Consider the following 26,682-nt stretch of genomic DNA (forward strand, 5'->3'; position numbering starts at 1 on the left):
AGGGTCATGAGAACAGCACCAACCTGTGGGGGGCGGCTTGCCGGCGATGAATCCACCGCCGATTTCAGGATTGCCCGCATGTTCAGAATCCTCCTTACCCTGCTGCTCCTGCTGCCCCTGGCAACCCAGGCCAGCGAGGGCGAATTCTTCCTCACCGCCAAGCCCGCCGAGCAGGCTCGCCTGCTCGAAGGCTGGGCGGCGCAACCCGAAGCCGCGCGCCTGCCGCTGCTGGAAAACCTGCGCCAGGGCCGCATCGCCGCTGATGACACCCGCAAGGTGCGTCTTAACAACCGCCTGCGCGGCCTGATCGATAACGCCCTGGCCAGCCATCAGTTGCTCAGCGACAACAGCGACACGCGCCTGGCCGCCGCCCAGCAACTGCAAAAAAGTGCGCGCCCGGCGCAAATGGCGTTCCTCGACCGGCGCTTTGCCAGCGAACCCGACACTGCGGTGCACGCTGCGCTTGGCCTGGCACTGGCCAACCTGCAACTGGGCGCCAGCGAGCCAGCCGTACGCCTGGCGGCGGTACGACTGCTTGGCCAAACTGGCGACCCCCTGGCCCGCACGCGCCTGGAGGCTTTGCTGCAGCCCGATGTGGAAACCGACGCAGCCGTGCGTACTGCCGCTGAAACAAGTCTGGCCCAAGTCAAACGCAAGCTGCTGTTCGGTGAACTGCTCGGTCAGGCGTTCAGCGGCCTGTCGCTGGGTTCGATCCTGCTGCTGGCGGCGCTCGGCCTGGCGATCACCTTCGGCCTGCTGGGCGTGATCAACATGGCCCACGGCGAGATGCTCATGCTCGGTGCCTACAGCACCTACATGGTCCAGGTGCTGCTGCAGCGCTACGCCCCCGGCGCCATCGAGTTCTACCCGTTGATTGCCCTGCCTGTGGCCTTCGCCGTCAGCGCCGGGGTGGGCATGGCGCTGGAGCGCACGGTGATCCGCCACCTCTACGGCCGCCCGCTGGAAACCCTGCTGGCGACCTGGGGCATCAGCCTGATACTGATCCAGGCCATCCGCCTGCTGTTCGGTGCGCAGAACGTCGAGGTCAGCAACCCGGCCTGGCTGTCGGGAGGCATCCAGCTGCTGCCCAACCTGGTGCTGCCCTACAACCGTCTGGTGATCATTGCGTTCGCGCTGGCCGTGGTGCTGCTGACATGGCTGCTGCTCAACCGCACGCGGCTGGGCCTGAACGTGCGTGCGGTGACCCAGAACCGCAACATGGCTGCCTGCTGTGGCGTGTCCACCGGGCGCGTGGACATGCTCGCCTTCGGCCTGGGCTCGGGCATTGCTGGGCTTGGTGGTGTAGCGCTGAGCCAGGTCGGCAACGTCGGCCCGGACCTTGGCCAGAGCTACATCATCGACTCGTTCCTGGTGGTGGTGCTCGGCGGTGTCGGGCAACTGGCCGGTAGCCTCTGGGCCGCCTTCGGCCTAGGGATAGCCAACAAGCTGCTGGAGCCGCAAATAGGCGCGGTGCTTGGCAAGATCCTCATCCTTGCGTTGATCATTCTGTTCATCCAGAAGCGCCCGCAAGGCCTGTTCGCCCTCAAGGGACGGGTTATCGACTGATGAACCAGCCACTGCTTGTCACCGCTTCGCAAAAAGCCGGGCCGCGCCTGTCGCTCGCCATTGGCACGGTCGTCGTCCTGCTGTTGCTGGCCATGCCGCTGCTGTCGTTGCTACCGCCCGACCACGCATTGCAGGTATCGGCCTACACACTCACGCTGGTCGGCAAGATTCTCTGCTACGCCATCGTCGCCCTGGCCCTGGACCTGGTCTGGGGCTACGCCGGGCTGCTGTCGCTCGGGCACGGGCTGTTCTTCGCCCTCGGCGGCTACGCCATGGGCATGTACCTGATGCGCCAGGCCGCCGGTGACGGCCTGCCAGGGTTCATGACGTTCCTGTCGTGGAACGAGCTGCCCTGGTACTGGGCCGGTACCCAGCACTTTGCCTGGGCCCTGTGCCTGGTGGTGCTGGCGCCGGGCCTGCTGGCGCTGGTGTTCGGCTTCTTCGCATTCCGCTCGCGGATCAAGGGCGTATATTTCTCGATCATGACCCAGGCCCTGACCTTCGCCGGCATGCTGCTGTTCTTCCGCAATGAGACAGGGTTTGGCGGCAACAATGGTTTCACCAGCTTCCGCACGATTCTGGGCTTCGACATTGCCGCGCAGGGCACCCGCGCGGTGCTGTTCCTGCTCACCGTCGGTTTGCTGCTGGCAAGCCTGTACCTGTGCTGGCGCCTGACCCAGAGCAAGTTCGGCCGCCTGCTCACCGCGGTACGCGATGCAGAAAACCGCATGATGTTCTGTGGCTATGACCCGCGGGGTTTCAAGCTGCTGGTGTGGGTGCTGAGCGCCGTGCTCTGCGGCCTGGCAGGCGCACTTTATGTGCCACAGGTGGGCATCATCAACCCCAGCGAAATGTCGCCGACCAACTCCATCGAGGCTGCTGTCTGGGTAGCCCTGGGCGGGCGCGGCACGCTGATCGGCCCGCTACTGGGCGCAGGCCTGGTCAACGGCATGAAGAGCTGGTTCACCGTTGCCTTCCCTGAATTCTGGCTGTTCTTCCTCGGCGCATTGTTCATCCTCGTCACCCTGTACCTGCCCAAGGGTGTGGTCGGCCTGCTGAAGAAAAGGAGCCAGCCATGAAAGGCGTGCCACCTGTGCATCCGGAATTCATGCTCGAACCGGTATTCGACAACCTTGGCAGTGGCCGTGATGCCATTGGCCTGGGCAGCCGCCGGGAGGCGGGGCTCGATACCCGTCACGGCACGGTGCTGAGCCTGGAAGGCATCAGCGTCAGCTTCGATGGTTTCAAGGCCCTCAATGACTTGAACCTGTACATCGGTGTGGGTGAATTACGCTGCATCATCGGCCCCAACGGTGCTGGCAAGACCACCATGATGGACGTGATTACCGGCAAGACGCGCCCCGACACCGGCAGTGCGTTCTTCGGCGATACCCTGGACCTGACCCGCATGAGCGAATACCAGATCGCCCAGGCCGGCATTGGCCGCAAGTTCCAGAAGCCCACGGTGTTCGAAGCGCTGACCGTGTTCGAAAACCTGGAACTGGCACTGAAAACCGAAAAATCGGTCTGGGCCTGCCTGGCAGCACGCTTGAACGGTGAGCAACAGCAACGCATCGAGGAGGTACTGACCACCCTGCGCCTGCTCCCCCTGGCCCAGCGCCAGGCAGGCCTGCTGTCGCATGGGCAGAAACAATTCCTCGAGATCGGCATGTTGCTGGTGCAGGAGCCACAACTGTTGCTGCTCGACGAGCCGGTGGCTGGCATGACCGATGCCGAGACCGAGTTCACCGCTGAGCTGTTCAAGGGCCTTGCCGGCAAGCATTCGCTGATGGTGGTGGAGCACGACATGGGGTTTGTCGGCAGCATTGCCGACCATGTGACCGTGCTGCACCAGGGCAGCGTACTGGCAGAAGGGTCGCTGGAGCAGGTGCAGGCGGATGAGCGGGTGGTCGAGGTTTATCTAGGGCGCTAGCGCGCCTCAAGTGGCAAGCCGCAAGCCGCAAGCCGCAAGCCGCAAGCCGCAAGCAGTAGCGGTGCTTTATCTTGCCCTTGCGGCTCGAGGCTTGTAGCTGACAAGAACGAGGAATTGAAAGTGCTTGAAGTCAGTGAATTGCACCAGTACTACGGCGGCAGCCACATCCTGCGCGGCCTGTCCTTCGAGGCCAAGGTCGGTGAAGTCACCTGCCTGCTGGGACGCAACGGCGTGGGCAAGACCACCCTCCTGCGCTGCCTGATGGGCCTGGTGCCGCCACGCGAAGGCAGCGTGGCGTGGGAAGGCAAGCCAATCACCGCGCTCAAGCCGCAGCAACGGGTGCATGCCGGTATTGCCTACGTGCCCCAGGGCCGCGAGATCTTCGCGCGGCTCAGCGTCGAGGAAAACCTGCTGATGGGCCTGTCGCGCTTCCCGGCACGCGAGGCGCGTGAGGTGCCTGCGTTCATCTACGAACTGTTCCCGGTGTTGGAGCAGATGAAGCAACGGCGCGGTGGTGACCTGTCTGGCGGCCAGCAGCAGCAGCTGGCTATCGGCCGCGCCCTGGCCAGCCGACCACGCCTGCTGATTCTCGACGAACCCACAGAAGGTATACAGCCATCAGTCATCAAGGAAATCGGTGCCGTCATCCGCCGCCTGGCTGAGCGTGGCGACATGGCCATCCTGCTGGTGGAGCAGTTCTATGACTTTGCCGAGGAGCTTGCCGACCAGTATCTGGTCATGGCCCGTGGCGAAATCATCCAGCGCGGGCGTGGCGAAAACATGCAGGCAGAGGGTGTGCGTGGGCTGGTAACCATTTAATCTGCAGCCCTGGACCTAGTGAGATGTAGCAATGAGCCACGAAATTCGCGATGCCCTGCCCGCTGACGTGCCGGGCATCCTGGACATCTATAACGACGCGGTGCGCAACACCACGGCGATCTGGAACGAAACGCCGGTGGACCTCGGCAACCGCCAGGCCTGGTTCGAGGCCCGGGCACAGCAGGGTTATCCGATTCTGGTGGCAGTGGATCACAGCGGTGTGCTGGGCTATGCGTCGTTTGGCGATTGGCGGCCGTTCGAGGGCTTTCGCCATACCGTGGAGCATTCGGTGTATATCCGGGGCGATCAGCGCGGCAAGGGCCTGGGGCCGCAGTTGATGGCAGCACTGATCGAGCGCGCGCGGGGGTGTGGCAAGCATGTGATGGTCGCAGCCATCGAGAGTGGCAATGCGGCGTCGGTGCGCCTGCATGAGCGCCTGGGCTTCGTGGTGACCGGGCAGATGCCCCAGGTGGGGGTGAAGTTCGGGCGCTGGCTGGATTTGACTTTCATGCAGCTGGTGCTCGACCCGGAGGCAGAGCCAGCCTGATTTTTGCTGATTGCACGGGCCCCATCGCCGGCAAGCCGGCTCCCACGCCGATCGCGCCGGCTTTAGAAATTGAGCAAGGCAGTTCTTCCCCCAGCTGGGGCCTCAGTTGTTGAGCAGGCCTGCACCGTCCCTGTGGGAGCCGGCTTGCCGGCGATGGGGCCGGTGCAGTCGACATCACATTTGGGTAAACCTGCCCAGACGCTGTTTGAGCATGCTGTTCTCACTGCGCAACTGCTGCACCTCTTGCAACAGTTCCAGCGCCAGTGCCACCCCTTCCCACTCCAGCTCCAGCTCCTGGTGCAGCTTCGCCGCACGCCTGGCCAGCAGCGGCGCCTGATCATCGAACAACCACTCCTCCGGCGTTCGCCCCGAAGGTTCAACGATGCCGTGCTCGACGATCTCGACCACGTAGTCGGCCGTGATATCGGCCTCCTGGCAAAGCGTGCGCATGTCCAGTTGAACGATCAGGGTGCTGCTCATGATCACTTACTCCACTGTGTCCTCGGGTTGAACGCCGCTTTCTCGGAAAGCTGGGTCCATAATTGGCGGGCAGAGGCGTCGGATGCCGGCGGCATGACCACCTTGAGCTGGGCGTAGAGGTTGCCGCGCTCGCCCTGCTTGTTCGCCAGGCCTTTGCCAGGCACACGCAGGCGCTGGCCGCTCTGGCTGTCGGGGCGGATGGTCAGGTTGATCTTGCCGTCCAGGGTCGGCACCGCCACCTTGGTGCCCAAAGCAGCCTCCCACGGTGCCAATGGCACGGTGATGATCAGGTCCTGGCCTTCGACATCGAACAGGGGGTGCGGTGCCATGCGGATGGTCAGGAACAGGTCGCCGTTGGCGCCGCCACCGCTGCCAGGTGCCCCCTGGCCTTTGAGGCGGATGCGCTCGCCGTCGCTCACGCCAGCCGGGATCTTCACGTTCAAGGTCTTGGTGGTGAACCCGGTTCGCTGGCCGGCAGCGTTGGTCTGCGGCACCTGGAAGCTGATCTGCTTGGATTCCTTGCTCAGGGTTTCCTCAAGGAAGATCGCCAGTTCCAGTTCCACGTCCTGCCCTCGCCTGCCGGCACTGCGTTGTTGCCGAGCGCCGCCAAACGGGTTGCCGCCCCGCGCACCGAAGATCGAGCTGAAGAAATCGGAGAAATCACCGCCCTCGAAACCACCGCCCGCACCGCCACGGTTCTCCCAGCCCGGCGGGGCCTGGAATGGCCGGCCGTGCTGGCCGCCGTACTTGCGGATCTCGTCGAACTCGGCGCGTTTCTGGGCGTCGCCAAGCACCTCGTAGGCCTCGTTGGCCTCTTTGAATTTCTCCTCGGCGTCGCGCTCCTTGCTGACGTCAGGGTGATACTTGCGCGCCAGCTTGCGGTACGCGGCCTTGATCGCCTTCTCGTCCGCCGTGGGCTCTACGCCGAGTATCTTGTAGTAGTCTTTGAAGTCCATCTATGGATCACCAATGTGAATTTTCATGTTGCATCTGAAGATAAGGGTCAAGCATAGCCTTTCAAGGTTCGCTTGGCTTTGCTTCAAGGCAGACGACCGGTCTTGATTCTCTGGCCAAGTGGCATAAACTGCGCGGCCGTTTTGCCTCCGGAAGCCCTTTTCCCATGTCTGACGTATCCCCGGCCCGTGCCCTGGGCATCGACTTCGGCACCTCCAACTCTACCGTCGGCTGGCACCGCCCCGGGGTCGAATCGCTGATAGCCCTGGAAGACGGCAAGATCACCCTGCCCTCGGTGGTTTTCTTCAATATCGAAGAGCGCCGCCCGGTGTATGGCCGGCTGGCACTGCACGAATACCTCGAAGGCTACGAAGGCCGCCTGATGCGCTCGCTCAAGAGCCTGCTGGGCTCCAAGCTGATCAAGCACGACACCAGCGTGCTGGGCAGCGCCTTGCCGTTCAAGGACCTGCTGGGCATGTTCATCGGCGAGCTGAAAACCCGCGCCGAAACCGCTGCCGGCCGCAGCTTCGATCAGGTGGTACTGGGCCGTCCGGTGTTCTTCGTAGACGAAGACCAGGCCGCCGATCAGGAGGCCGAGGACACCCTGGCCGACGTGGCCCGCAAGATTGGCTTCAAGGACGTGTCGTTCCAGTACGAACCGATCGCCGCCGCGTTCGACTACGAGTCAGGTATCAGCCGTGAAGAGCTGGTATTGATCGTGGATATCGGCGGGGGCACCTCGGACTTTACCCTGATCCGCCTGTCACCTGAACGTCACCAGGTAGCCGAGCGTCAGAGCGACATCCTCGCCACCGGCGGCGTGCACATCGGGGGTACCGACTTCGACAAGCAGTTGAGCCTGCAGGGCGTGATGCCGCTGTTCGGTTACGGCAGCCGGATGAAGAGCGGTGCGCTGATGCCGACCAGCTATCACCTCAACCTGGCCACCTGGCACACCATCAACGCCCTGTACTCGCAGAAGTCGCAACTGGCACTGGGCAGCATGCGCTATGACATCGAGGACACGCTGGGCATTGACCGTCTGTTCAAGCTGATCGAGCAGCGGGCCGGGCACTGGCTGGCGATGGAGGTGGAGGCCAGCAAGATCGAGCTGACCGACCACGAAAGCCGCCGTATCGACCTCGGCCGCGTCGAGCGCGAATTGGGCGTGGACCTGACCCGTACGGTGTTCGAAGGCGCGATCGAAGGGTTGTTGGAGCGGGTGCGTGGCAGCGTCACTGAGTTGCTGACCAAAGCCGGTGTAAGCGAAGGCCAGGTGGACACGGTGTTCTTCACCGGTGGTTCCAGCGGCATTCCGGCGCTGCGCAACAGCGTGGCGGCAATGCTGCCCAATGCGCGGCATGTGGAGGGCAACATCTTCGGCAGCATCGGCAGCGGCCTGGCGATCGAAGCACGCAAACGTTACGGCTGAGCCGCAAGCTACAAGCTACAAGCTACAAGCTACAAGCTACAAGCTACAAGCCGATTGGCGATAGACGGCCCACCGCGGTCGGCTTTAGCTTGCAGCTTGCAGCTTGCAGCTTGCAGCTTGAAGCTTGAAGCTTGCAGCTTGCCGCTTCAAACCAGCTCCGCCCGCTTCAGCTCACTCTTGAGGTACGCATAGTACACCGGCCCCGCTACCACGCCCGGCAGGCCGAACGCCGCCTCGAACACCAGCATCGCCAGCAACAGCTCCCAGGCCTTGGCACTGATCTGCCCGCCCACGATCCGCGCGTTGAGGAAGTACTCGACCTTGTGGATAACGATCAGATACCCCAGCGCGGCCGCCGCCACCCAGATCGACAGCGACATGCCAACGATGGTGATCAGCGTGTTGGACATCAGGTTGCCGATTACCGGCAACAGCCCAAGCAGGAAGGTCAGCACGATCAGCGTCTTGGTCAGCGGCAGGTGCACACCGAACAGCGGCAGCACCACAGCGAGGAAAATGCCGGTGAACACGGTATTGAGCAGCGAGATCTTGATCTGCGCGAAGACGATGTTGCGAAACGCCTGCACCAACAGGCTCAGGCGCTCGAACAAGGCGGCAGCCAGCGGCTTGCGCCGGGAAATGTCGGGGATGCGCTGCAAGGCAATGATCGCGCCGAGAATCATGCCGATCAGCAGCGTCACGAACATGTGCGCCATGCCCTTGCCTACCAGCTGCAGGTCGCTGAGGTGGCTCTTGATCCAGTCACCGATGGCCACCTTGAATTCCGCGGCGCTGGCCGGCAGGTAGCTCTCGATGAACGGTGGCAACTGGCCACGGGCACGCTCGAACAGGGCCATGAACTTGTCCAGCGAGGCGCCGGGGTTTTCTGCCTCGTGCAGCAGGAAGCTGAACGCGCCGGCGATCAGCAAGGTCAGGGTGCTGACCACCAGGGTACCCAGCAGCGCCACCGCTAGCCAGCGCGCGCGCTGCCCGGCAATGATCGGCTGCAGGCGTGGTGTGAGCATGTTCACCAGCTCGAACACCAGCAACCCGGCCAGCAAGCTAGGTAACAATTTCAGAGGGAGCGCCAGCAGCAGGCCGGCAAATACGATGATCCAACTGGCCAGGGTGACCTGGCGGGGGGTGAAGGTCATACAGCCTCAACGGCAGACAACGGAAAAGAACCGCAGTCTGCCAGCCTTCGTCCTAGAGGCATAGGCGCAGGTCATTTCTTCTTCAGGCAGTCACTCATGTAGGCCTTGCGCTCATCGCCCTTCAAGGCCTGGGCGCTGGCGTCAGCGTTGCAGAGCTTCATCTTTTCCTGCTGGGTGGGCGGTACGCTTTTCTTCAGGCAGTTGCTCATGAAGGCTTTGCGCTCATCGCCCTTGAGCGCCTTGGCAGAAGCGTCGGCATTGCACGAGGTCATCTTTTCCTGTTGAGCGGTGGCGGCGAATCCCTGCGCACTGAACATAACGGCCAACGCCAGCAATGGCATGTGCAGCATCTTCATGGAGTGGTCTCCTTCTCTCCCGCGCCCGATGCACGGTGTCGCAGATGAGTGTAGACAACAAATTTTACACACCCGTGCGCGCTTGCCGCCGGTACTGCTCCGGCGTGCAATGGGCCTGGCGCTGGAACATGGCGATGAATGCTGAGGCGCTGCTGTAGCCGAGGTCGAAGGCGATGGCCTGTATCGGCAAACCGGCCTCCAGCGCCTCGATAGCCCGCAAAAACCTCAGGCGCAGGCGCCACTCGCCAAAGCTGATGCCCAGCTCGCGCAGAAATTGCCGCGCCAGGGTGCGTTCGCTGACATGCACCTGCGCCGCCCAGTCCGCCAGCGGGCGGTTGTCACCAGGTTCGGCGACGAGGGCATCGAGCACCTGGCGCAGGCCCTCGCTATGAGCGAAGGGCAGGTAGCAGGTCTGGGTGGGTGCCTGCAGCAACTGGTCGAGCAGCACCTGCACCAGGCGCTGGTCGCGTTCGTCCTGAGCCACCTTGACATCACGACGGGCGAAGTCGCCGAGGATGGCCTTGAGGATATCGCTGATCACCAGGCTGCACGGCTGCTGCGGTAGCCCGCCGCACAGGCTGCGGTCCAGATAGACCGAGCGGTACACGATGGCCTGCGGGTTGTAGCAACCATGCTCGGTATCCGGCGGCACCCACACAGCGTAATGCGGGGGTGACAGAAAACGCTGGCCGTCGACGTCCAGGTGCATCACGCCATGGGCGGTGTAGTTGAGCTGGCCCCAGGTGTGGCGGTGCGGCGCGCTGTGCGTATCGGCGCCGAATTCGTCGTGGCGCAGGTACACCGGCGCAGGAAGCAGGTCGAACTGGGGGATGTCGAGGTATTTACGGCGCATGCTGTCTGCTTCAAGGGGCAGGTTGTCTGGATAAGAGTATAGGCTTGCTGACAGACATCCGATAATACCGGGCCACCCTACAACCTCTGTGCAAGCGGGCACGCTGCCACAGGGGCTAGTGAGCATCCGAGAGCCGCTGCGTCATGAATTACCTGTACCCCCTTACCGCCATCCTCATCTGGGCCGGCAACACCGTGGTCACCAAGCTGTCCGCAGGTGCCATTCACCCTGCCGAGATCGGCTTCTACCGCTGGCTGCTCGCAGGGCTGCTGTTCACCCCATTCCTGCTACCGGCCGTGTGGCGCAACCGCGCGGCCATCCGTCCGCACCTGGCCAGAATCTTCGCCCTTGGCGTGCTCGGCATGGCCCTCTACCAAAGCCTGGCCTATTTCGCGGCCAGCATCACCAGCGCCACCAACATGGGCATCATTCTCTCGCTGATGCCCTTGATGTCGCTGGCCCTGTCCATCGCGTGGCTCGGCCAGCGGCTGAGCTACGGTGCGCTGACCGGCGCTGTGGTGTCGTTCATCGGCGTGCTGGAAGTGGTCTCCGCCGGCCAGCCCGGCAGCTTGCTGGAGCAAGGCCTGAACCGCGGCGACCTGCTGATGCTGGTGGCCACCCTGGCCTACGCGCTGTACAGCTTCCTGCTGAAGAAATGGCAGCTGCGCCTGCCGCCCTTGCAGTTGCTGTATCTGCAGGTGCTGGTAGCAATCATGGTCTTGCTGCCGTTGTTCCTGGTTTCTGAAAAGACCGGCCTGAACGTGCATAACGTGGGCTTGGTGCTGTACGCCTGTGTGTTGGCCTCCATGATCGCGCCGCTGGTGTGGATGCAGGCCGTGCAACGCCTGGGGCCAAGCCGCACCACGTTGTTCTTCAACCTGCTGCCACTGGTGACCGCGCTGATCGCAGCCGCAGTGCTCGACGAGCAACTGGCCAGCTACCACCTGATCGGCGGCCTGCTGACCCTGGCCGGGGTGATCCTCGCCGAACGCTGGAGCACCCCCGTGCGCCGCCGGGCTACAGCCCCGCAGCCTTGAGGCGAGCGGCGTGCTCGGTGAACAGGCGCACCGGCTCGGCGCCCTTGCCCACGGCGCCGAGCGACTGGTTGACGATGTCCAGGTGATCCAGCGGGTAGTCATCACCGATCACCTGCCCCAGGTGCGAACTGAAGCGCCCGACCATGCCGTCACACTGGCCCTTTTCCTTGACGAAGCTGCGGGCGAACAGGCGGCAGAAGCGGTTGCTGCCGTCAAAGCGGTTACGCCCTTGGTCGGTGAACCCTGGTTGCAATGTGCCTGACCACGAATAGTAACGGACACCGTTGACCTCTGCCGCCCCCTCGCCGCCCCAGGTGTCGGGCAGGCCCTGTGGATAAGCCTGGTTGAACAGCGCTACGCCGGCACTGGTCAGCGACTGGTGCGAGGCATGCACGTCGATTGGCAATGGGGCGCGCCGCCATCCGGTTTCCAGCCACCCCAGCAGCACCGCCAGGCCGTGCAGAACCGCCCTGAGGATGCGCCCTTGAGCAGAATCGCCCGGCGCTGTACGCGCCAGGTGGTCGGCCAGTTCCGAGCCATGGTTGGGCCCGGCCACCGAGGTCACCGATGCCACACGTTCTGGCCGCTTGGCAGCGGCATATCGCGCGCTCAGGGCGCCTTGGCTATGGCCGATGAGGTTGACCTTGTCAGCGCCGGTGCGCCGGCAGATGTCTTCGATGATCGCCAGCAACTGCTCACCGCGCACTTCGCTGGAGTGCAAGGGCGATACCTGCACGGGAAACACCTGCGCCCCGCCCTTGCGCAAGGCCGGCACGATGCCGAACCAATAGGGATACAGCAACGCCCTGACAAAGCCGAGCATGCCCGGCACCAGCACCAACGGGTATCGCGTAGCCAATTCCTGCTGCATGGGCCCAGCCCCTTTGCGTGGACGACCCGCCAACACTACAGCGGCCTGAATGAGCATCGCAATCGAACTCCTGACGCGCCGCGCGGTTCCAAACCAGAACAGACCCTGGAGCAAGGAGCGGGACCATGTACAAACAGACCCTGGCAATCCTTCTGGCAAGCGCGACCCTGGCCGCCTGTGGCAGCCGCCCGGAAAACCCTGTGGACTACGTCACCTTCCGCGACGAGCCACTGGTCAAGCAAGTTGAAAACGGCATGACCATGCAGAAAGTCATCGCCATCGGTGGCAGCCCATCGAATGCCATCGACCTGCCGCATGGAGGCACCTGCAACGACTACATCCTCAACCGCGATGGCCATCAGCAGCCTTACTACGTGCGTTTCGATGCCACCGGCCATGTCGATGCCAAGGGCTTCAAGACCTGCAAACAACGAGAAGAGGACAGCGAAGCCGTAAACGGCGCCTGAGCCTGCGTAATACCTTGACCACTCTTCCTGATTTGTCTGGAGATAACCATGAGCAACGTTGAACTGACCGATGTGCAAACCCTGCGCAAGCGTGCCCGTGAGCACGTCGAGCAAGGTGCGGTGACCGAGGGTTACCACGCCGACCGCCAGGAAATCCTGCGCCTGCTCAATGAGTCGCTGGCCACCGAGCTTGTCTGCGTATTGCGCTACAAGCGCCATTACTTCATGGCCAGCGGGATCAAGGCGAGCGTGGCTGCCGAGGAGTTTCTCGAGCATGCCAACCAAGAGGCCGAGCACGCCGACAAACTGGCCGAGCGCATTGTGCAGCTGGGTGGCGAGCCGGACTTCAACCCGGACAACCTGACCAAGAACTCCCATGCTCAATACGTAGCGGGCAACACGTTGAAGGAGATGGTGCTGGAGGACCTGGTGGCCGAACGCATCGCGATCGACAGCTACCGCGAGATCATTCAGTACATTGGTGACAAGGACCCGACCACGCGTCGGATCTTCGAGGACATCCTGGCTCAGGAAGAGGAACACGCCGACGACATGTCGGATATTCTCGAAGGCTTGTAATCACCAGGGGCCGCTTTGCGGCCCCTGTTCATTCACCTCTTGCTCTTCACCTCAGCCGGCGCCTTGCCGGCTTTCATCTGCTGCAACAACGGCGTGCACTGGTTGGGCTCATCGCCACTGCTCGGTGCTACCAGCGCCAACAACCCCGCCGCCGGCCCTGCCACCACACCCAACGCCACCATGCCTGCCCCGCGCAAGGCCAGCGGCACCGCCTGCACGCCTGCACCGGGCTTGGCAAACGGCCCGCGAACATACAGCGGCGAGCGCAGGGAGAACAGCCGCAAGCCTTTCGACTCCGGAGTAATCTTCAAGTCCAGCTGCTCGCTGGCGAAGTTGGCGGTGCCATTGACATAGATGATCGCGTTTTCGGTATCGAATATGAACAGGCGCGTACTCGCCAGCCCGTCCTTGATACCCACATCGGCCGCTGCGCAATTGATCTGAACATCCTCATCGCCAAATAGCTTGCCGATCACATAGTTGCCCACGTTCAACCCGGCGATCTCCATCAGGCTGCGGCTGATCGCGCCATCGTTGATCAGCAAGCGCAGGTCGCCATTGGCCGTACCCAATAGCGCCGCCACCGAGTTGCCGCGGCCAGTGATATCGGCATCGCCGTTGAGTTCCCCGAAGCTGGTCTGCATCGGCGCAAAGGTGGGGAACAGCTGCTTGAGCTTGAAGCCGCGTGCGGTCAGCCGGGCGCGGCCATGCAGCGGCACGCTGCGGCCATCCAGGCGAATACTGGATGCCAGGTTGCCACCGGCCACGCCAAAGCGCAGGGGGTCCAGGCGCAGCAGACCGTCATCGAGGATCACATGGGCGGAGAGATCGTTGAATGGCAACTGTTCACTGTGAACGATGCGCTTGCCGGCAAACTCGACGTCGGCGTCCATGGTGCGCCAGCGGTCGGTACGGAATTCCTCCACCGGCAGCACCTTGCCAGCAGGCTGCTTGCTGGCGCCCCCACGGGCCTTCTGCTCGGCGTTGGAATCGGCACCGATCAGTGGTGCCAGGTCTTTGAACAACAGCTGATTGGACACCAGCTTGCCGGAGAGTTTCGGCCGTGGCTGGCTCGCGGTGAACGCCAGGTCGCCGTGGATATCACTGTCACCTATCTTGCCGTTGAACCCTTGGTAGTTGAAGGTCGCGCCTGTGGCCGCATGCAGGTTGGCCGTGAGGTGGCCATCGGTCGAGTAGGCCGGGGTATCTGGCAGGGTCACCCCCGTCAGCGGATAAAGGTTGCCCAGGCTCGCACCGGACAGGCGCAAGCGAAGGTCCAGCGCACCCAGGTTGCGCGGGTCGGTCAGGGTGCCAGCGAGAACGACATGGGTATCGGCAACCCGCACGTCGGCCTGCAGCGGGAACGGCTGGCTGGCGTCCTGCAGCGCCAGCAGGCCACCGATCTTGCCCGTGCCGGAAACCGGCTGACCTTTGTAGCGGCCTTGGACCTTGAGCCCGAAGGCGTAATCCTGTGCACCGCCGGCCTTTTGCGCGCTGGCTTGGCCAACGATCTCGCTGAACGGGATCGGTTTGCCCAGCGGATCGATTTGCACCTTCATGCTGGTTTTCAGGGTCTGGTCGTCCAGGCTTACATTGCCTTGGTCAAAACCGATGGCGCCGATGTCCAACTGCCACTTGGAGGGCTGCGCATTCTCATCCTTGGGGCCTAAGTCGAAGGTCCAGTTGGCGCGGCCATCGGCCAGCCGAGCAAGGCTGGCGGTGGGTTTGACCAGGTCGATACGCGGGATGACGATCTGCTGGAATATCAGTGGCAGCGGCGCCAGCCGAAACTCCACACGCTCCAGGCCGACCATCTCTGGCTCCTTCAGCCAATCGGGATTGCCTAGGGTCAGGTCCTCGGCAGTGAAGTGCGGCCACGGTACCCAGGCACGCCACCCGCCTTCTTCCGGCTCAGTGCGCCAATGCACCGCCAGGTTGCCATTGATCGCGAACGGCCGGTGCAACGCTTCAGAGACTTTCTCATTGAGCAGCGGCTTGACGCGGTTCCAGTCGAAGGTGGCGATCACCACCACCAGTATCGCCAGCAGGGTCAGCAGGCTGGTAAGGGTCCAGACGAGGATTCTGGCGGGACGCGTCATTGCGTGATTCTCCTGACGGCTTGGCGCATAACGGGCGCAACGATGGCACTCACTGTCTCGGACTGATGAAAGCCCGCAGGGTTTTATCGGTGAAGCTCATGATAGCGAAGTTTTTCTTGGCTCAATGTTCAGGTTTTGCCCACAGAGCAGGTGCGCCGCGGCGTCAAAACAACGGTGGCAATGAGCCATACATCGACTTGAAGGCCGCGTGCCAGAGCCCTCTTGGACGGCTATCAATGGCATCGATTGTTACCATTATCCGTATGAACTTCTCTCTGGCGTTACCGGGCGTAGCATTGGCTCCGTACCCACTTTCCAGCCCCTCTGAGGAGCACTCAAATCATGAAACGCCAACTGCTGACCCTGACCTTGTCCATTCTTGCTGCCAACGCTTTTGCCGTTCCAGCAGCCGACCAGCACCTGACCGCCGAATCGCGCTCCAGCGCTGTGGAAATCGCCCAGCCCTTGAAAACCGTTGCCGAAGGTGGCTCGGATCGCCTGATCGAACGCAGTGGCCAAGTTGCCGAAGGTGGTTCCGACCGTTTGATCGAACGCAATGATCGTGTTGCCGAGGGTGGTTCTGACCGCCTGATCGAGCGCAATGATCGTGTTGCCGAAGGTGGTTCTGACCGTCTGATCGAACGCAATGATCGTGTTGCCGAAGGTGGTTCTGACCGTCTGATCGAACGCAATGATCGTGTTGCCGAAGGTGGTTCTGACCGTCTGATCGAACGCAGTGGCCATGTTGCCGAAGGTGGTTCTGACCGTCTGATCGAACGCAGTGGCCATGTTGCCGAAGGTGGCTCGGACCGTCTGGTCGAAATCAGCCGCGTGAGCTGACGCCATGGCCGAAAAGAACAACTGGCATTACAGCGCTTGCGCCCCTCCCAGCCCGGTCACTTGACCGGGCTTCGTTTTACGGGGGTATTGCATGCCCGCCTGTTGCACCAAAACCTATCATTTCTGCCAGTTTCAGCCCCCCCATCGCCATTGTTAAGTTGAGACGAATGAGACGATGGAGCGTTGGCATGACAAATCCTGCAACTGATCTGATAGCACTCAGGCCCGACTGGCTGGACGAAGAACTTCTGGCCCGGATCGCCCGGCCCATCAAGAACGATGAAGATGCCAAGCAAGCCTTGATCGATGTGTTGGCGCACCCCAGCATGCGGGGTGATACCTTGCTGTGCGACCTGCCAAGATTACTCCAGCTTCACGCAGTCTGTGCCATCCATGATGGCGCCCTGGCGTCGATGATCTCCATCCATTACAACCTGTGCATGGGGACCATCAAATCCCTGGGCGATGACAGTGACTACGTGCGTGAACATTACAGCCGCTTGAACGATGGCACCGCAATCGGTGTGTATCTGGCAACTGAACTGGGGTACGGAAGCAATCTTTTTTCATTGGAAACCGAAGCGCACTACCACCCTGAACGACAGCGTTTCATGCTTAACTCTCCCAGCGCCCAGTCCTACAAGTTCATGCCGAACAGTACGCACAGTTCGCTACCCAAAATAGCGGTCGTCATGGCACGGCTGATGGTCAAGGATCAGTTCATCGGCATCCTGCCATTCCTGGTTCCACTGCAGGCAGATGGCGCCGCCTGCCCCGGTATTCGAATCACGGCGCTGGGCCACAAGCCGGGGTTGCACCTGGACAATGCCATGACCTCGTTCGATAACGTCGAACTCCCGTACGAGGCACTGCTGCAGCGAGGGATTATCGAACTCGACCGCGACGGCAGCCTGCGGCTGACGAACACGCGCAGCCAGCGCTTCCTCAGCTCGGTCGAACGCGTTCAGTCCGGCAAGCTGTGTATGGCCAGTTGCTCCCTTGCAGTTGCGATGGCGGGCCTGCAAATCAATTACGCTTACGCTCAGAAACGCCAGAGCTTCAGCCCAGCGGGGCCGGTCAATTTGCTCAGCTATCCCACCTATCGCCACCCCATGGCCATCGACGTTGCGACCACCCTGGTCCACGCAGCCTGGCTGGAACAGATCGTCGCGGGGCTGGGCAGTGATGCAATCACGCCTTTGCCGCCCGAAGTGCTTAACGAGGTGGCGATTCTCAAGGCGGTTTCGACTTGGGGCAGCCAGGACATCCTGACGCGGTGCCGTGAACGGTGCGGAGCCCAAGGGATGTTCTCGGCGAACAAGATCATCGGCTACTTGCTGACCAACAACGGCGCGATCACAGCCGAAGGCGAAAACATGGTCATCATGCTCAAGGCCGCCTCCTTCTCACTGAAACAGGCAGCCCCTGCCAGCACGCAGGCCAGCACTGGCAAGCAACGCCAGCGCCTGCTCAAACACCTGGATGCGTGCATCGAAGCCCTGCGTTCGGGCATTGCCAGAATACCGAACCGGCACATGCAGACCGAAGAGTTGCTGTTGCTGGCCAGGCTGCTGGGGGTGCGCATGCCCTGCTTGAGATACCTGGCCAATGCCCGAAACGACGCGTTGGATGAAGTGATCCTCGATGTCTACCTACTGAACCAATTAGAGCACCACGCAGTGGCCCTGCTGCGTACCCAGGCGGCCTCGGCCAGGCAAGTGCGGAGCTGGGCCAAACGCAAGCAGGCCTTGTTGGTGAAGTATGCGCCCTCCATTCTCAAGCGCCTGGCAAACATGGACATGAAGATGCTGGAGGTCCCCATCAGCGGCGATAACTACATTGAGCATTACGCTGCGCGCCACCTCAACGAGCAAGCGGCTTGAAACTGCTTTTTTTTGACTTTTGGCCATGAGCCAATAAAGTGCAGGTTTCTCATGTGATCAATGACCTGACATGCTGCCGCGCGCCGAACAGAAGCTACAGACTCGCCAGGCCCTGCTCGACGCGGCCTGCCAGCTCATGGAAAGTGGCCGTGGCTTCGGCAGCATCAGCCTGCGCGAAGTGGCCAAGGCCGCCGGCATCGTGCCCACCGGGTTCTATCGGCACTTCCCAGACATGGACGCCCTGGGCCTGGCGCTGGTGGCCGAGGTCGATGACACCTTCCGCCAGACCATCCGCCTGGTGCGGCACAATGAATTCGAACTGGGCGGCATCACCGACGCTTCGGTACGCATCTTCCTCGACGTGGTAGCCGCCAACCGGGCACAGTTCCTGTTCCTGGCCCGCGAGCAGTACGGCGGCTCGCAGGCGGTGCGCCAGGCCATCGGCCGCTTGCGCCAAGGTATCAGCAACGACCTGTCCACCGACCTTGCGCGCATGAAACGCTGGCAGCACCTGAACGAGGCAGCGTTGGCGGTGATCGCCGACCTGGTGGTGAAGACCGTGTTTGCCACCCTGCCGGAACTGATCGACAACCCGGAGCAAGGTTATCCACAGGCCCTGAGCGCACGGGACAAGATAACCCAGCAGTTACGCTTCATCTTCGTCGGTGCACGGCATTGGCAGGGTCTGGGTAATCCGGGCTGAAGCGCACTTCTGCTACCATGGCGCACTGCCCGATTGTGACGAGCGCATTCATGTCCGACCCCCGCCCCACTCCAGCCGAACTGGCCGGCTTCAAACAGCACTTCGCCGAAGGCATCGTACCGCTGTGGCTCGGCCCGGGCTGGAATGCCGAAATGGCCCTGCCCTACGAGGCCCTGGATGCCATGCACCACCCGCTGCCGGTGCAGCGGTACCGGGCAATGGCCTGCGCGCGTCAGTTGTACCTGTTCAGCAGCCGCATCGAACAACCGGGCGCGGCCGAGCGGGCTGCAGCGCTGTTCCGCTCCCTGCAGCGGCATTTCCACGACGCTGAACATGGCGGCTGGTTCTACAGCATCGATGCCCAAGGCAAGCCGCTGGACCGGCGCAAGGACCTCTACACCCATGCATTCATCGTGTTTGCCTGCGCTCATTACTGGGGCAAAGTCCGCGAAGGCCTGGTGGAGTCGGCCCTCAATGCTGCCCTTGAGATCGTCAGCGAGCAGTTTGCCCGCAATGACGGCCTCTACGAAGCGAGCCTGGGTGAAGACTGGAGCGACCTTGGCAGCGGCCCCCTGCAAAACCCACAGATGCACTTGGCCGAAGCCTTCCTGCAAGTGCTCTGCGTGCGTGAAGACCCGGGTGTTCAACAAGCACTGCTGCAACTGTGCCAAGCCCTGCAGACGCACTTCATCGAGCCGCACTCTGGCCTGATGCTGGAAAAACCCCGCGGTGCTGTGGATAACTGGTTCGAGCCGGGGCATCAGTTCGAGTGGTTCTACCTGCTGCATACCTCGGCACTGCTGCGCGGCACGCCGCTGCATGCATCGATCGACCGCGCATTCGGTTACGCCGAGCAGTGCGGAGTGAAGGATGCCGCAGTGCTGGCGATGCTCGCGGTGGATGGCAAGGTGATCGATGCGACCCAGCGGATCTGGGCACAGGCTGAATATCTGCGCGCGCTGGCATTACGGCCAGGCAGTGAAGCGAAGCTGGCCGAGCAGTTGCAGGCAATGCAGCAACGCTTCCTGCACGATGGCGGCTGGTATGAATGCCGCGATGGTGATGGTGCGGTCAGCCGGCATGACATGCCTTCGACTACGCCCTACCACCTGGCGACTTGCCTGGAAGGCCTGCAGCGCCTTGACTGACGCCACGTCCGGCAAGCCGGTTGCCACACAGCGAGCGGCGACCGCAACGCCTGTGGCAACCGGCTTGCCGGCTGTTGGGCGGCAAAGCGCCCCTAGGGCGTCAGCCTTTCACCGAACGATCGATCGATAACCCCGCCCAGTCCTGGCTCACCGGCATCAGCTCCAGGCTGTTGATGTTGATGTGCGCCGGCTGGTTGAGGATCCAGAAGATGGTTTCGGCGATATCCTGTGGCTGAATAGGCTCGGCACCGGCGTAGGTGGCATCGTACTTGGCCTGGTCACCGCCGTGGCGCACCAGCGAGAACTCGCTCTCGCACAACCCCGGCTCGATATTGCTGACACGCACGCCCGTGCCGCGCAGGTCGCAGCGCAGGCTCAGCGAAAACTGGCCAACGAACGCCTTGGTGCCGCCATACACGTTGCTGCCCGGGTACGGATAGTTACCCGCCACCGATCCGACGTTGAGAATCGACGCCCCACGGCCGTAGGCGATCAGACGCGGCAGCAGCAGGCGGGTGGTGAACATCAAGCCTTTGATGTTGGTGTCGACCATGGTCTCCCAGTCATCCAGGCTGCAGTTCTGCGCGGCATCGACGCCAAGCGCCAGGCCTGCGTTGTTGATCAGGCCGCGTAACTTGTCGAAGCCGGCCGGCAAATTGGCGATGGCCTGCTCCATGGCCTTGCGGTCACGTACATCGAGCACCAGGCCATGCACTTCGGTTTTGGCTGACAGCTCGGCGCACAGGGCGTCCAGGCGCTCCTTGCGCCGGCCGGTAAGGATCAGCTTCCAGCCGGCATCGGCGAAACGGCGCGCGCAGGCTTCGCCAAAACCGGAAGTCGCGCCAGTGATGAATACGGTGGACGTCATGCTCTGTTCCTCGCTGTGGATTATTTTTCGGCAAGCTTTGCAGCATGCCCGCGACGGGCGTCGTCAGCAAGCCATAGAGGCCCTTGGTCATTTTTTGTTCATTATCCGAAAACCCGCATGGTAGAGGGGCCTGCGCCATCTATGCGCATGTTATCCACAAGGCTTTCCCCACGGATTGGGGGCAACTTGACCCTCAGGCGGAACCCTTTCAGCCAACTACGGTCCTCCTTGCGCAGCCCTATGATGGCGCGACGCTTTCAAACATGCCGCTTGCAGCAGTCTGTCCAAGGGTTTCGCACAGAGTTATCCACAGGTCGTGCGTATTATTGAGGGATTGAATGACACCTGTGACAACGCGCCTGAAAGCGCTCAATGCGGCAGCTGGTCAAAATTTAACCAGCACCGTGCAAGCCTTGATTTCAATGGGTTGCAGCGAGATGCCACCATGTTTTCCACAGGCGGCTCCACATTATCCGTGGACAACAATGAGCCTGTGGAAACAATAGCTTGCGCAGGGATTGTGGCGTGGCTCAAGAAGGATATGCGACAAGTTGTCCACATTCTCTATTTGACGAATATCGGGGCTGCAAAGCAGCCCCAAGTCCAGCTTAGTGCCCGCCCAGATAGGCGCTACGAACCTCTTCGTTGACTAGCAACTCCTGGCCGGTGCCGGTCATGCGAATCTCGCCGTTGACCATGACATAGGCCCGGTCCGACAACTTCAATGCATGGTTGGCATTCTGCTCCACCAGGAAGATGGTCATCCCGGTCTTGGCCAGTTCGCGCAGGGTCGAAAAGATCTGCTTGACCACGATCGGCGCCAGCCCCAGCGAAGGCTCGTCGAGCAACAGCAGTTTGGGCCGGCTCATCAGCGCACGGGCAATGGCCAGCATCTGCTGCTCACCACCGGACATGGTCATCGCACGCTGGTTACGCCGCTCCTTCAACCGTGGGAACAGCTCGAACATGCGCTGCATGTCCTCACTGGCATATTTGTCACCGATAGGGATGGTACCCATCATCAGGTTTTCCTCGACGCTCATGTCGGGGAACACCCGGCGTCCTTCTGGCGACTGGGCGATGCCATTGGATGCGATGTAGTGCGACGACTTGCGGGTAATGTCGGTGCCGCGGTAGACAATCTGCCCGGAGGCCGCCCGCGGCTGGCCGAAGATGGACATCAGCAGGGTCGACTTCCCGGCACCATTGGCGCCGATCAGGCTCACGGTCTCACCTTCGTCGATGTGCATCGAGACCTTTTTCAATGCCTGGATAGGCCCGTAGAACACGTCCAGATCCTTCAATTCCAGAATGGGTGCACTCATACCAGCTCCTCTTCGTCGGCACCCAGGTAGGCGGCGATCACCGTCGGGTTGTGGCGGATATCCTGCGGCGCGCCTTCGGCGATCACGTTGCCGTGGTCTAGCACGACGATATGGTCGGAAATGCTCATGACCATGCCCATGTCGTGTTCGATCAGCACCACGGTGATGTCGTGCTCGTCTCGCAGCACGCGGATCATGCGGCTGAGTGCTTCGGTTTCCTGCGGGTTGAGGCCGGCTGCCGGTTCGTCCAGGCAGATGATCTTCGGCCGCGTGCACATGGCCCGGGCGATTTCCAGGCGGCGCTGCTGGCCGTACGACAGCTCCCCCGCCAGGCGGTTGGCACAGTCGACCAGATCGACCACCTCCAGCCAGTAGAAGGCGTGGTCCAGGGCATCGCTCTCGGCCTTGCGGTAGGCCTTGGTGTTGAGCACGCCGGCCAGCAGGTTGCGGTTGACCCACATGTGCTGGGCTACCAGCAGGTTTTCCACCACCGACATTTCCTTGAACAGACGAATGTTCTGGAAGGTCCGCGCCAGCCCCGCGCGGTTGACCAGGTGGGTGCCGCCGAACATCTTGTAGTACAGGCGCGAAACGAAACGCGCCGGCGAAACGAAGTCCGCCGCCTGGAAGCGCTCACCGAGCAACTGGATGACGTTGGTATGGCTGCCGCGTACGTTCAGCTCGATACGCCCGCCGCTGGCCTTGTAGAACCCGGTCAGGCAGTTGAACACCGTGGTCTTGCCGGCGCCGTTGGGGCCGATCAGGGCGAAGATCTGGTTACGCTTGACCTTCAGGCTGACATCGCTGAGCGCCTTGATGCCACCGAACTGCATCATCAGGTTGTCGACCGAGAGAATGATTTCGTCGCTCATGGCGCCACTCCTTTACGTGGGACCACGCCGGCCCGGCTGATGCGGATCAGCCCTCGCGGTCGCCAGATCATCATCAGCACCATCAGCACACCGAACAGCAACACCCGGTATTCGGAGAAGCTTCGCAGCAGTTCCGGCGCTACGGTCAGCACGAACGCAGCGATCACCACGCCCACCGTCGAACCCATGCCGCCCAGTACGACAATGGCCAGAATCAGCGCCGATTCGAAGAACGTGAACGAGGACGGGTTGACGAAACCTTGGTAGGTGGCGAAGAACACCCCGGCAAGGCCTGCAGTTGAGGCGCCCAGGGTGAAGGCCGAGAGCTTGACCAGCACGTGGTTCAAGCCCATCGAGCGGCAAGCGATTTCGTCTTCACGCAGCGCTTCCCAAGCGCGGCCAACTGGCATGCGGGTCAGCCGATGCTTGATGTACAGCACCGCCAGTACGACCAGGAACAGCACGGCATAGATGAACACGAACTTCAGGTTAGCGTTGTAATCGAAGCCGAAATACTCGTGGATCGGCACCCCGCCATCCTTGGCTCGGCGGCCGAACTCCAGGCCAAAGAAGGTCGGCGCCGGGGCTGGCATGCCGTTCGGGCCACCGGTGAACGACAGCCAGTTGTTCAACACCAGGCGGATGATCTCGCCAAAGCCCAGGGTCACGATCGCCAGGTAGTCACCGTGCATGCGCAAAACAGGGAAGCCCAATATGCAGCCCGCCAACGCTGCGGCGATGGCCGCCAGTGGCAGCACACTCCAGAACCCCAGCCCCAGGTACTGGTAGCCCAGCGCCAAGCCATAGGCGCCGATGGCGTAGAACGCCACGTAGCCCAGGTCGAGCAGGCCCGCCAGGCCCACCACGATGTTCAGGCCAAGGCCCAGCAGCACGTAGATCAGGCCGAGGATGACCACGGTCAGCAGGTACTTGTTGGCGAAGATGGGGAAGACGATGGCGATCACGATCAGCGCCGGAATGATGTAACGCAGACGCGATTTGTAGTTCGGTGCATTGACGTGCACCCCCGAGCCGCCGCTGTCGAAGCCTTGCAGCATGCGTTTGCCTGCGGCGGTCTGCAGGTACAGGCTGAGCAGGAAGCGCCCGAGCATCACGCCACCGACCAGCCAGGCCACACGACGGGGTTCGGCATTGAAGCTGTAGCCGTCGAGCACCACGCCGACGACCGGACCAAAGACAATGAGCGCGAGCAGGCCGGCGACGATGGTCTCCAGCAGGCTGCGTTTGAGATCGAAACCTTGGGTTTCGGCAACGGAGGCAGTTTTGGCAGTGGACATGTTCACACCTTAGCCACGAGCGGGCGACCCAACAGGCCTTGTGGGCGGAAGATAAGGATCAGCACCAGCAGCGAGAAGCTGAACACGTCCTTGTAGTCGGAGTTGATCAGGCCAGAAAACAACGACTCGGAGATCCCCAGGATGATGCCGCCCAACATGGCACCGGGCAGCGAGCCGATGCCGCCGAGCACCGCCGCGGTGAATGCCTTGATGCCGATGATGAAGCCGGCGTAGAAGTCGAAGGTGCCGTAGTTCATGGTGATCAGCACACCGGCAAGCGCAGCCATCACCGCGCCGATGACGAACACGTAGGAGATCACCCGGTCGGTGTTGATACCCAGGATCGAGGCCATCTTGCGGTCTTGCTGGGTGGCGCGGCACATGCGGCCGAGCTTGGTGTACTTGATCACATAGGTGAGCAGCCCCATGCCGACGAATGCGGCAATCAGGATGAAGATCTTGGTGTAGGTCAACTGCACGAAGCCGGTACCCACTTCGACGCGCCAGGCGCCTTCGAGCAGGGTGGGCACGCCTTGCTGGCGAGCGCCCTGGCTGATCTGCGCATAGTTCTGCAGGATCAGCGAGATGCCGATGGCACTGATCAGCGGTGCCAGGCGGGTGGAGTTGCGCAGGGGTTTGTAGGCGATGCGTTCAATGGTGAAGCCATACACACCCGTGACGACAATGGTGAACAACAAGGTGCCCAACATCAGCAGGGGGAACGACTCGATACCGAAATAAGCCAGCAATGCCAGGCTGATTGCCGCGAGGTACGCGGAAATCATATACACCTCGCCGTGCGCGAAGTTGATCATGCCGATGATGCCATAGACCATTGTGTAGCCGATGGCGATCAGGCCATAGACCGACCCTAGGGTCAGGCCGTTGACCAGTTGCTGCAGGAAAATACCATCCATAACGCAATCTCACCTGAGCGAGACTGCACGAGCGCCGGCCACGGCAAGCCACGGATGAAGCGGCCCTCGCAGCGCAGAACCGTGCAGATCTCCGAATAAAGACAGGTACCGCAGGGGCATCGGCCCGGGCGCAGGCCCGGGCTGGTTGCCGTTGTTATTTTTGTTTATCCAGCTGGTGGTACTTGCCGTCCTTGTCCCACTGGTAGACCACGTAGTCAGAGACAGTCAGGTCGCCCTTGCTGTCCCACTTCTTCTCGCCCATGACGGTCTGCACCGGGTTGGCCTTGAGCCACTTGGCAGCGTCTTCGCCCTTGTTCGACTTGGCACCGTTGAAGGCAGCGGCCAAGGCTTGCAGCGAAGCGTAGGCGTAGAGGGTGTAGCCTTCAGGCTCGGTACCCGCTTTGCGGAACTCTTCCACCACCGCCTTGCTGTCTGGCAGCAGGCGCGGGTCGGCCCCGAAGGTCATGTACACGCCGTCGACGTACTGGGCGCCGCCGGCCGTCGCGACCAGTTCGTCGGTGACGATGCCGTCATCGGACATGAACTTGACGTCCTTCAGGCCTTGTTCGCGCAGCTGACGCACCAGCGGACCGGCTTCGGGGTGCAAGCCACCGAAGTAGACCACGTCGGCACCGGTGGAACGGATCTTGGTCACCACGGCGCTGAAGTCTTTTTCGCCACGGGTCAGGCCTTCATACAGTACCGGCTTGACCCCGCGCTTCTCGAGCTGCGCCTTGGTTGCATCGGCCAGGCCCTGGCCGTAGGTGTCCTTGTCGTGCAGTACCGCCACTTTCTTGCCCTTGAGCACATCGACGATGTAGTCACCGGCAACGATGCCCTGCTGGTCATCACGGCCGCACATACGGAACATGGCGCTCAGCCCGCGCTCGGTGACCTGCGGGTTGGTGGAGCCAGGGGTGATGGCGATCACGCCTGCTTCGTCATACACCTCGGAAGCGGGAATGGTGTTGGAGGAGCAGAAGTGGCCCACCACACCGATTACCTTGTCCTGATCGACCAGGCGGTTGGCAACCGATACAGCCTGTTTCGGCTCACAGGCATCATCGCCTTTGACCAGGATGATTTTCTCGCCGTTGACGCCACCGGCAGCGTTGATCTTGTCAGCTGCCGCCTGGGCACCTTTCATGTACTGCTCGCCAAACGCTGCGTTAGCCCCGGTCATCGGCCCCGCGACACCGATCTTGACGTCGGCCTGAACATACGAAGAAACACCCAGTGCCGTAGCCACGGCCAGTGCCAGGAAACCTTTCTTGTAAAACGTCTGCGACATGAGGTGGTGCTCCTTGAGTTTTTTTTGGTTGGCACTACAACTTCTCAGCCCTGAGCTCCGAGCAAGGGCCGTGCCATTGGTTTTGTCCTGTGGGAAAACACACTGAGCAGGCTGCGTCGAGGCGACCGACGGCCTTTTCTTTATTGACTGTGCAACCGTCTACCACGCGACAAGCGCCACCGTTCGCGCGAACAAGGAGCAACCAGCGAGTGCCATCATTGCAACCCTGACAAGTGTTTACGTGCAACCGCCCTGTAACAGCAGACGTCACCGAAGTGCACACCGCTGGTGCGCGACTGCTACAGGCAGCACCGTTTCAAGGCTGGCGGGTGCACGAAAAAACACCCGTGTTGAGGGTGCTGGCCCCTCGCGGGCAAGTCGGCTGAAGCA

General features: G+C 62.0%; 26 protein-coding genes. 13 read left to right on the forward strand and 13 right to left on the reverse strand.

The window, feature by feature from the left end:
* Window positions 1-78 precede the first annotated feature (78 nt).
* The 5 genes from urtB to OSW16_RS23970 all read left to right on the forward strand — a co-directional run bounded on the left by urtB (window position 79) and on the right by OSW16_RS23970 (window position 4,865).
* Complete coding sequence (gene urtB / locus OSW16_RS23950) at window positions 79-1,566, forward strand: urea ABC transporter permease subunit UrtB (protein WP_241806206.1); 1,488 nt, start codon at window positions 79-81, stop codon at window positions 1,564-1,566.
* The gene (gene urtC / locus OSW16_RS23955) at window positions 1,566-2,645 is read left to right on the forward strand and encodes an urea ABC transporter permease subunit UrtC (RefSeq protein ID WP_241806207.1); all 1,080 of its coding nucleotides are present in this window, start codon (window positions 1,566-1,568) and stop codon (window positions 2,643-2,645) included. The genes urtB and urtC overlap by 1 nt, the downstream gene beginning before the upstream one ends.
* Window positions 2,642-3,499 (forward strand): urea ABC transporter ATP-binding protein UrtD, encoded by an 858-nt coding sequence (urtD, locus tag OSW16_RS23960; protein WP_241806208.1) that lies wholly within the window; start codon window positions 2,642-2,644, stop codon window positions 3,497-3,499. The genes urtC and urtD overlap by 4 nt, the downstream gene beginning before the upstream one ends.
* A 120-nt stretch (window positions 3,500-3,619) precedes the next feature.
* Complete coding sequence (urtE, locus tag OSW16_RS23965; protein ID WP_267819047.1) at window positions 3,620-4,318, forward strand: urea ABC transporter ATP-binding subunit UrtE; 699 nt, start codon at window positions 3,620-3,622, stop codon at window positions 4,316-4,318.
* Window positions 4,319-4,349: 31 nt separating this feature from the next.
* A complete protein-coding gene (locus tag OSW16_RS23970) occupies window positions 4,350-4,865 on the forward strand; it encodes a GNAT family N-acetyltransferase (protein WP_267819049.1) in 516 nt (171 codons plus the stop codon).
* Between the two features lie 174 nt (window positions 4,866-5,039).
* Here the strand turns inward: OSW16_RS23970 and OSW16_RS23975 are convergent, their stop codons facing one another.
* A complete protein-coding gene (locus OSW16_RS23975; RefSeq protein ID WP_012316438.1) occupies window positions 5,040-5,345 on the reverse strand; it encodes a chaperone modulator CbpM in 306 nt (101 codons plus the stop codon).
* 2 nt (window positions 5,346-5,347) lie between these two features.
* Window positions 5,348-6,301: a curved DNA-binding protein gene (gene cbpA / locus OSW16_RS23980; RefSeq protein ID WP_241806211.1), complete on the reverse strand. Its 954-nt coding sequence runs from the start codon at window positions 6,299-6,301 to the stop codon at window positions 5,348-5,350.
* A gap of 164 nt (window positions 6,302-6,465) precedes the next feature.
* On the opposite strand from cbpA, the gene OSW16_RS23985 reads away from it, so the two are divergent.
* Window positions 6,466-7,731 (forward strand): Hsp70 family protein, encoded by a 1,266-nt coding sequence (locus OSW16_RS23985; RefSeq protein WP_267819052.1) that lies wholly within the window; start codon window positions 6,466-6,468, stop codon window positions 7,729-7,731.
* Window positions 7,732-7,877: 146 nt separating this feature from the next.
* Here OSW16_RS23985 and OSW16_RS23990 read toward each other — a convergent pair whose 3' ends face one another.
* From OSW16_RS23990 to OSW16_RS24000, 3 genes are all read right to left on the reverse strand, one after another.
* On the reverse strand, window positions 7,878-8,885 hold the full coding sequence (locus OSW16_RS23990; protein WP_241806213.1) for an AI-2E family transporter: 1,008 nt from the start codon (window positions 8,883-8,885) through the stop codon (window positions 7,878-7,880).
* 71 nt (window positions 8,886-8,956) lie between these two features.
* Window positions 8,957-9,241 carry a PsiF family protein gene (locus OSW16_RS23995; protein WP_267819054.1) on the reverse strand — a complete coding sequence of 95 codons (285 nt, stop codon included), beginning with the start codon at window positions 9,239-9,241 and terminating at the stop codon, window positions 8,957-8,959.
* A gap of 64 nt (window positions 9,242-9,305) precedes the next feature.
* Entirely contained in the window at window positions 9,306-10,094 is a 789-nt protein-coding gene (locus OSW16_RS24000) for an AraC family transcriptional regulator (RefSeq protein WP_267819056.1), read from the reverse strand.
* Between the two features lie 143 nt (window positions 10,095-10,237).
* Between OSW16_RS24000 and OSW16_RS24005 the strand changes: the two genes are divergently transcribed.
* Window positions 10,238-11,131, forward strand: coding sequence for a DMT family transporter (locus OSW16_RS24005; RefSeq protein WP_267819058.1), 894 nt, complete (start codon window positions 10,238-10,240; stop codon window positions 11,129-11,131).
* On the opposite strand, the gene OSW16_RS24010 is transcribed toward OSW16_RS24005, so the two are convergent.
* The gene (locus tag OSW16_RS24010) at window positions 11,112-12,002 is read right to left on the reverse strand and encodes an esterase/lipase family protein (RefSeq protein WP_267819060.1); all 891 of its coding nucleotides are present in this window, start codon (window positions 12,000-12,002) and stop codon (window positions 11,112-11,114) included. The genes OSW16_RS24005 and OSW16_RS24010 overlap by 20 nt on opposite strands.
* A 125-nt stretch (window positions 12,003-12,127) precedes the next feature.
* On the opposite strand from OSW16_RS24010, the gene osmE reads away from it, so the two are divergent.
* Together osmE and OSW16_RS24020 are read left to right on the forward strand one after the other, a co-directional pair.
* A complete protein-coding gene (gene osmE / locus OSW16_RS24015; RefSeq protein ID WP_267819062.1) occupies window positions 12,128-12,469 on the forward strand; it encodes an osmotically-inducible lipoprotein OsmE in 342 nt (113 codons plus the stop codon).
* A gap of 48 nt (window positions 12,470-12,517) precedes the next feature.
* Window positions 12,518-13,048 (forward strand): ferritin-like domain-containing protein, encoded by a 531-nt coding sequence (locus OSW16_RS24020; protein WP_241806219.1) that lies wholly within the window; start codon window positions 12,518-12,520, stop codon window positions 13,046-13,048.
* A 32-nt stretch (window positions 13,049-13,080) separates the two neighbouring features.
* Here the strand turns inward: OSW16_RS24020 and OSW16_RS24025 are convergent, their stop codons facing one another.
* Window positions 13,081-15,147, reverse strand: coding sequence for an AsmA family protein (locus tag OSW16_RS24025; RefSeq protein WP_267819065.1), 2,067 nt, complete (start codon window positions 15,145-15,147; stop codon window positions 13,081-13,083).
* A gap of 342 nt (window positions 15,148-15,489) precedes the next feature.
* Between OSW16_RS24025 and OSW16_RS24030 the strand changes: the two genes are divergently transcribed.
* The 4 genes from OSW16_RS24030 to OSW16_RS24045 all read left to right on the forward strand — a co-directional run bounded on the left by OSW16_RS24030 (window position 15,490) and on the right by OSW16_RS24045 (window position 19,721).
* On the forward strand, window positions 15,490-15,987 hold the full coding sequence (locus OSW16_RS24030; protein WP_267819067.1) for a phage infection protein: 498 nt from the start codon (window positions 15,490-15,492) through the stop codon (window positions 15,985-15,987).
* Window positions 15,988-16,175: 188 nt separating this feature from the next.
* Window positions 16,176-17,870 carry a hypothetical protein gene (locus tag OSW16_RS24035; protein WP_267819069.1) on the forward strand — a complete coding sequence of 565 codons (1,695 nt, stop codon included), beginning with the start codon at window positions 16,176-16,178 and terminating at the stop codon, window positions 17,868-17,870.
* Between the two features lie 70 nt (window positions 17,871-17,940).
* Entirely contained in the window at window positions 17,941-18,573 is a 633-nt protein-coding gene (locus OSW16_RS24040) for a TetR family transcriptional regulator (RefSeq protein WP_241806223.1), read from the forward strand.
* Window positions 18,574-18,623: 50 nt separating this feature from the next.
* Complete coding sequence (locus OSW16_RS24045) at window positions 18,624-19,721, forward strand: AGE family epimerase/isomerase (RefSeq protein WP_267819072.1); 1,098 nt, start codon at window positions 18,624-18,626, stop codon at window positions 19,719-19,721.
* Window positions 19,722-19,821: 100 nt separating this feature from the next.
* Here OSW16_RS24045 and OSW16_RS24050 read toward each other — a convergent pair whose 3' ends face one another.
* From OSW16_RS24050 to OSW16_RS24075, 6 genes are all read right to left on the reverse strand, one after another.
* Window positions 19,822-20,589, reverse strand: coding sequence for an SDR family oxidoreductase (locus OSW16_RS24050; protein WP_267819074.1), 768 nt, complete (start codon window positions 20,587-20,589; stop codon window positions 19,822-19,824).
* A gap of 608 nt (window positions 20,590-21,197) precedes the next feature.
* A complete protein-coding gene (locus OSW16_RS24055; protein WP_012316454.1) occupies window positions 21,198-21,914 on the reverse strand; it encodes an ABC transporter ATP-binding protein in 717 nt (238 codons plus the stop codon).
* A complete protein-coding gene (locus OSW16_RS24060; RefSeq protein WP_241806227.1) occupies window positions 21,911-22,786 on the reverse strand; it encodes an ABC transporter ATP-binding protein in 876 nt (291 codons plus the stop codon). Before OSW16_RS24060 ends, OSW16_RS24055 begins: the two co-directional genes overlap by 4 nt.
* On the reverse strand, window positions 22,783-24,084 hold the full coding sequence (gene livM / locus OSW16_RS24065) for a high-affinity branched-chain amino acid ABC transporter permease LivM (protein ID WP_267819077.1): 1,302 nt from the start codon (window positions 24,082-24,084) through the stop codon (window positions 22,783-22,785). Before livM ends, OSW16_RS24060 begins: the two co-directional genes overlap by 4 nt.
* Window positions 24,085-24,086: 2 nt before the next feature.
* Window positions 24,087-25,001, reverse strand: coding sequence for an ABC transporter permease subunit (locus OSW16_RS24070; RefSeq protein WP_012316457.1), 915 nt, complete (start codon window positions 24,999-25,001; stop codon window positions 24,087-24,089).
* A 154-nt stretch (window positions 25,002-25,155) separates the two neighbouring features.
* Window positions 25,156-26,292, reverse strand: a complete 1,137-nt coding sequence (locus tag OSW16_RS24075; RefSeq protein WP_241806229.1) for a branched-chain amino acid ABC transporter substrate-binding protein — start codon at window positions 26,290-26,292, stop codon at window positions 25,156-25,158.
* Window positions 26,293-26,682 lie beyond the last annotated feature (390 nt).

It is taken from the genome of Pseudomonas putida (genome assembly GCF_026625125.1).
Taxonomy (GTDB): Bacteria; Pseudomonadota; Gammaproteobacteria; order Pseudomonadales; family Pseudomonadaceae; genus Aquipseudomonas; species Aquipseudomonas putida_X.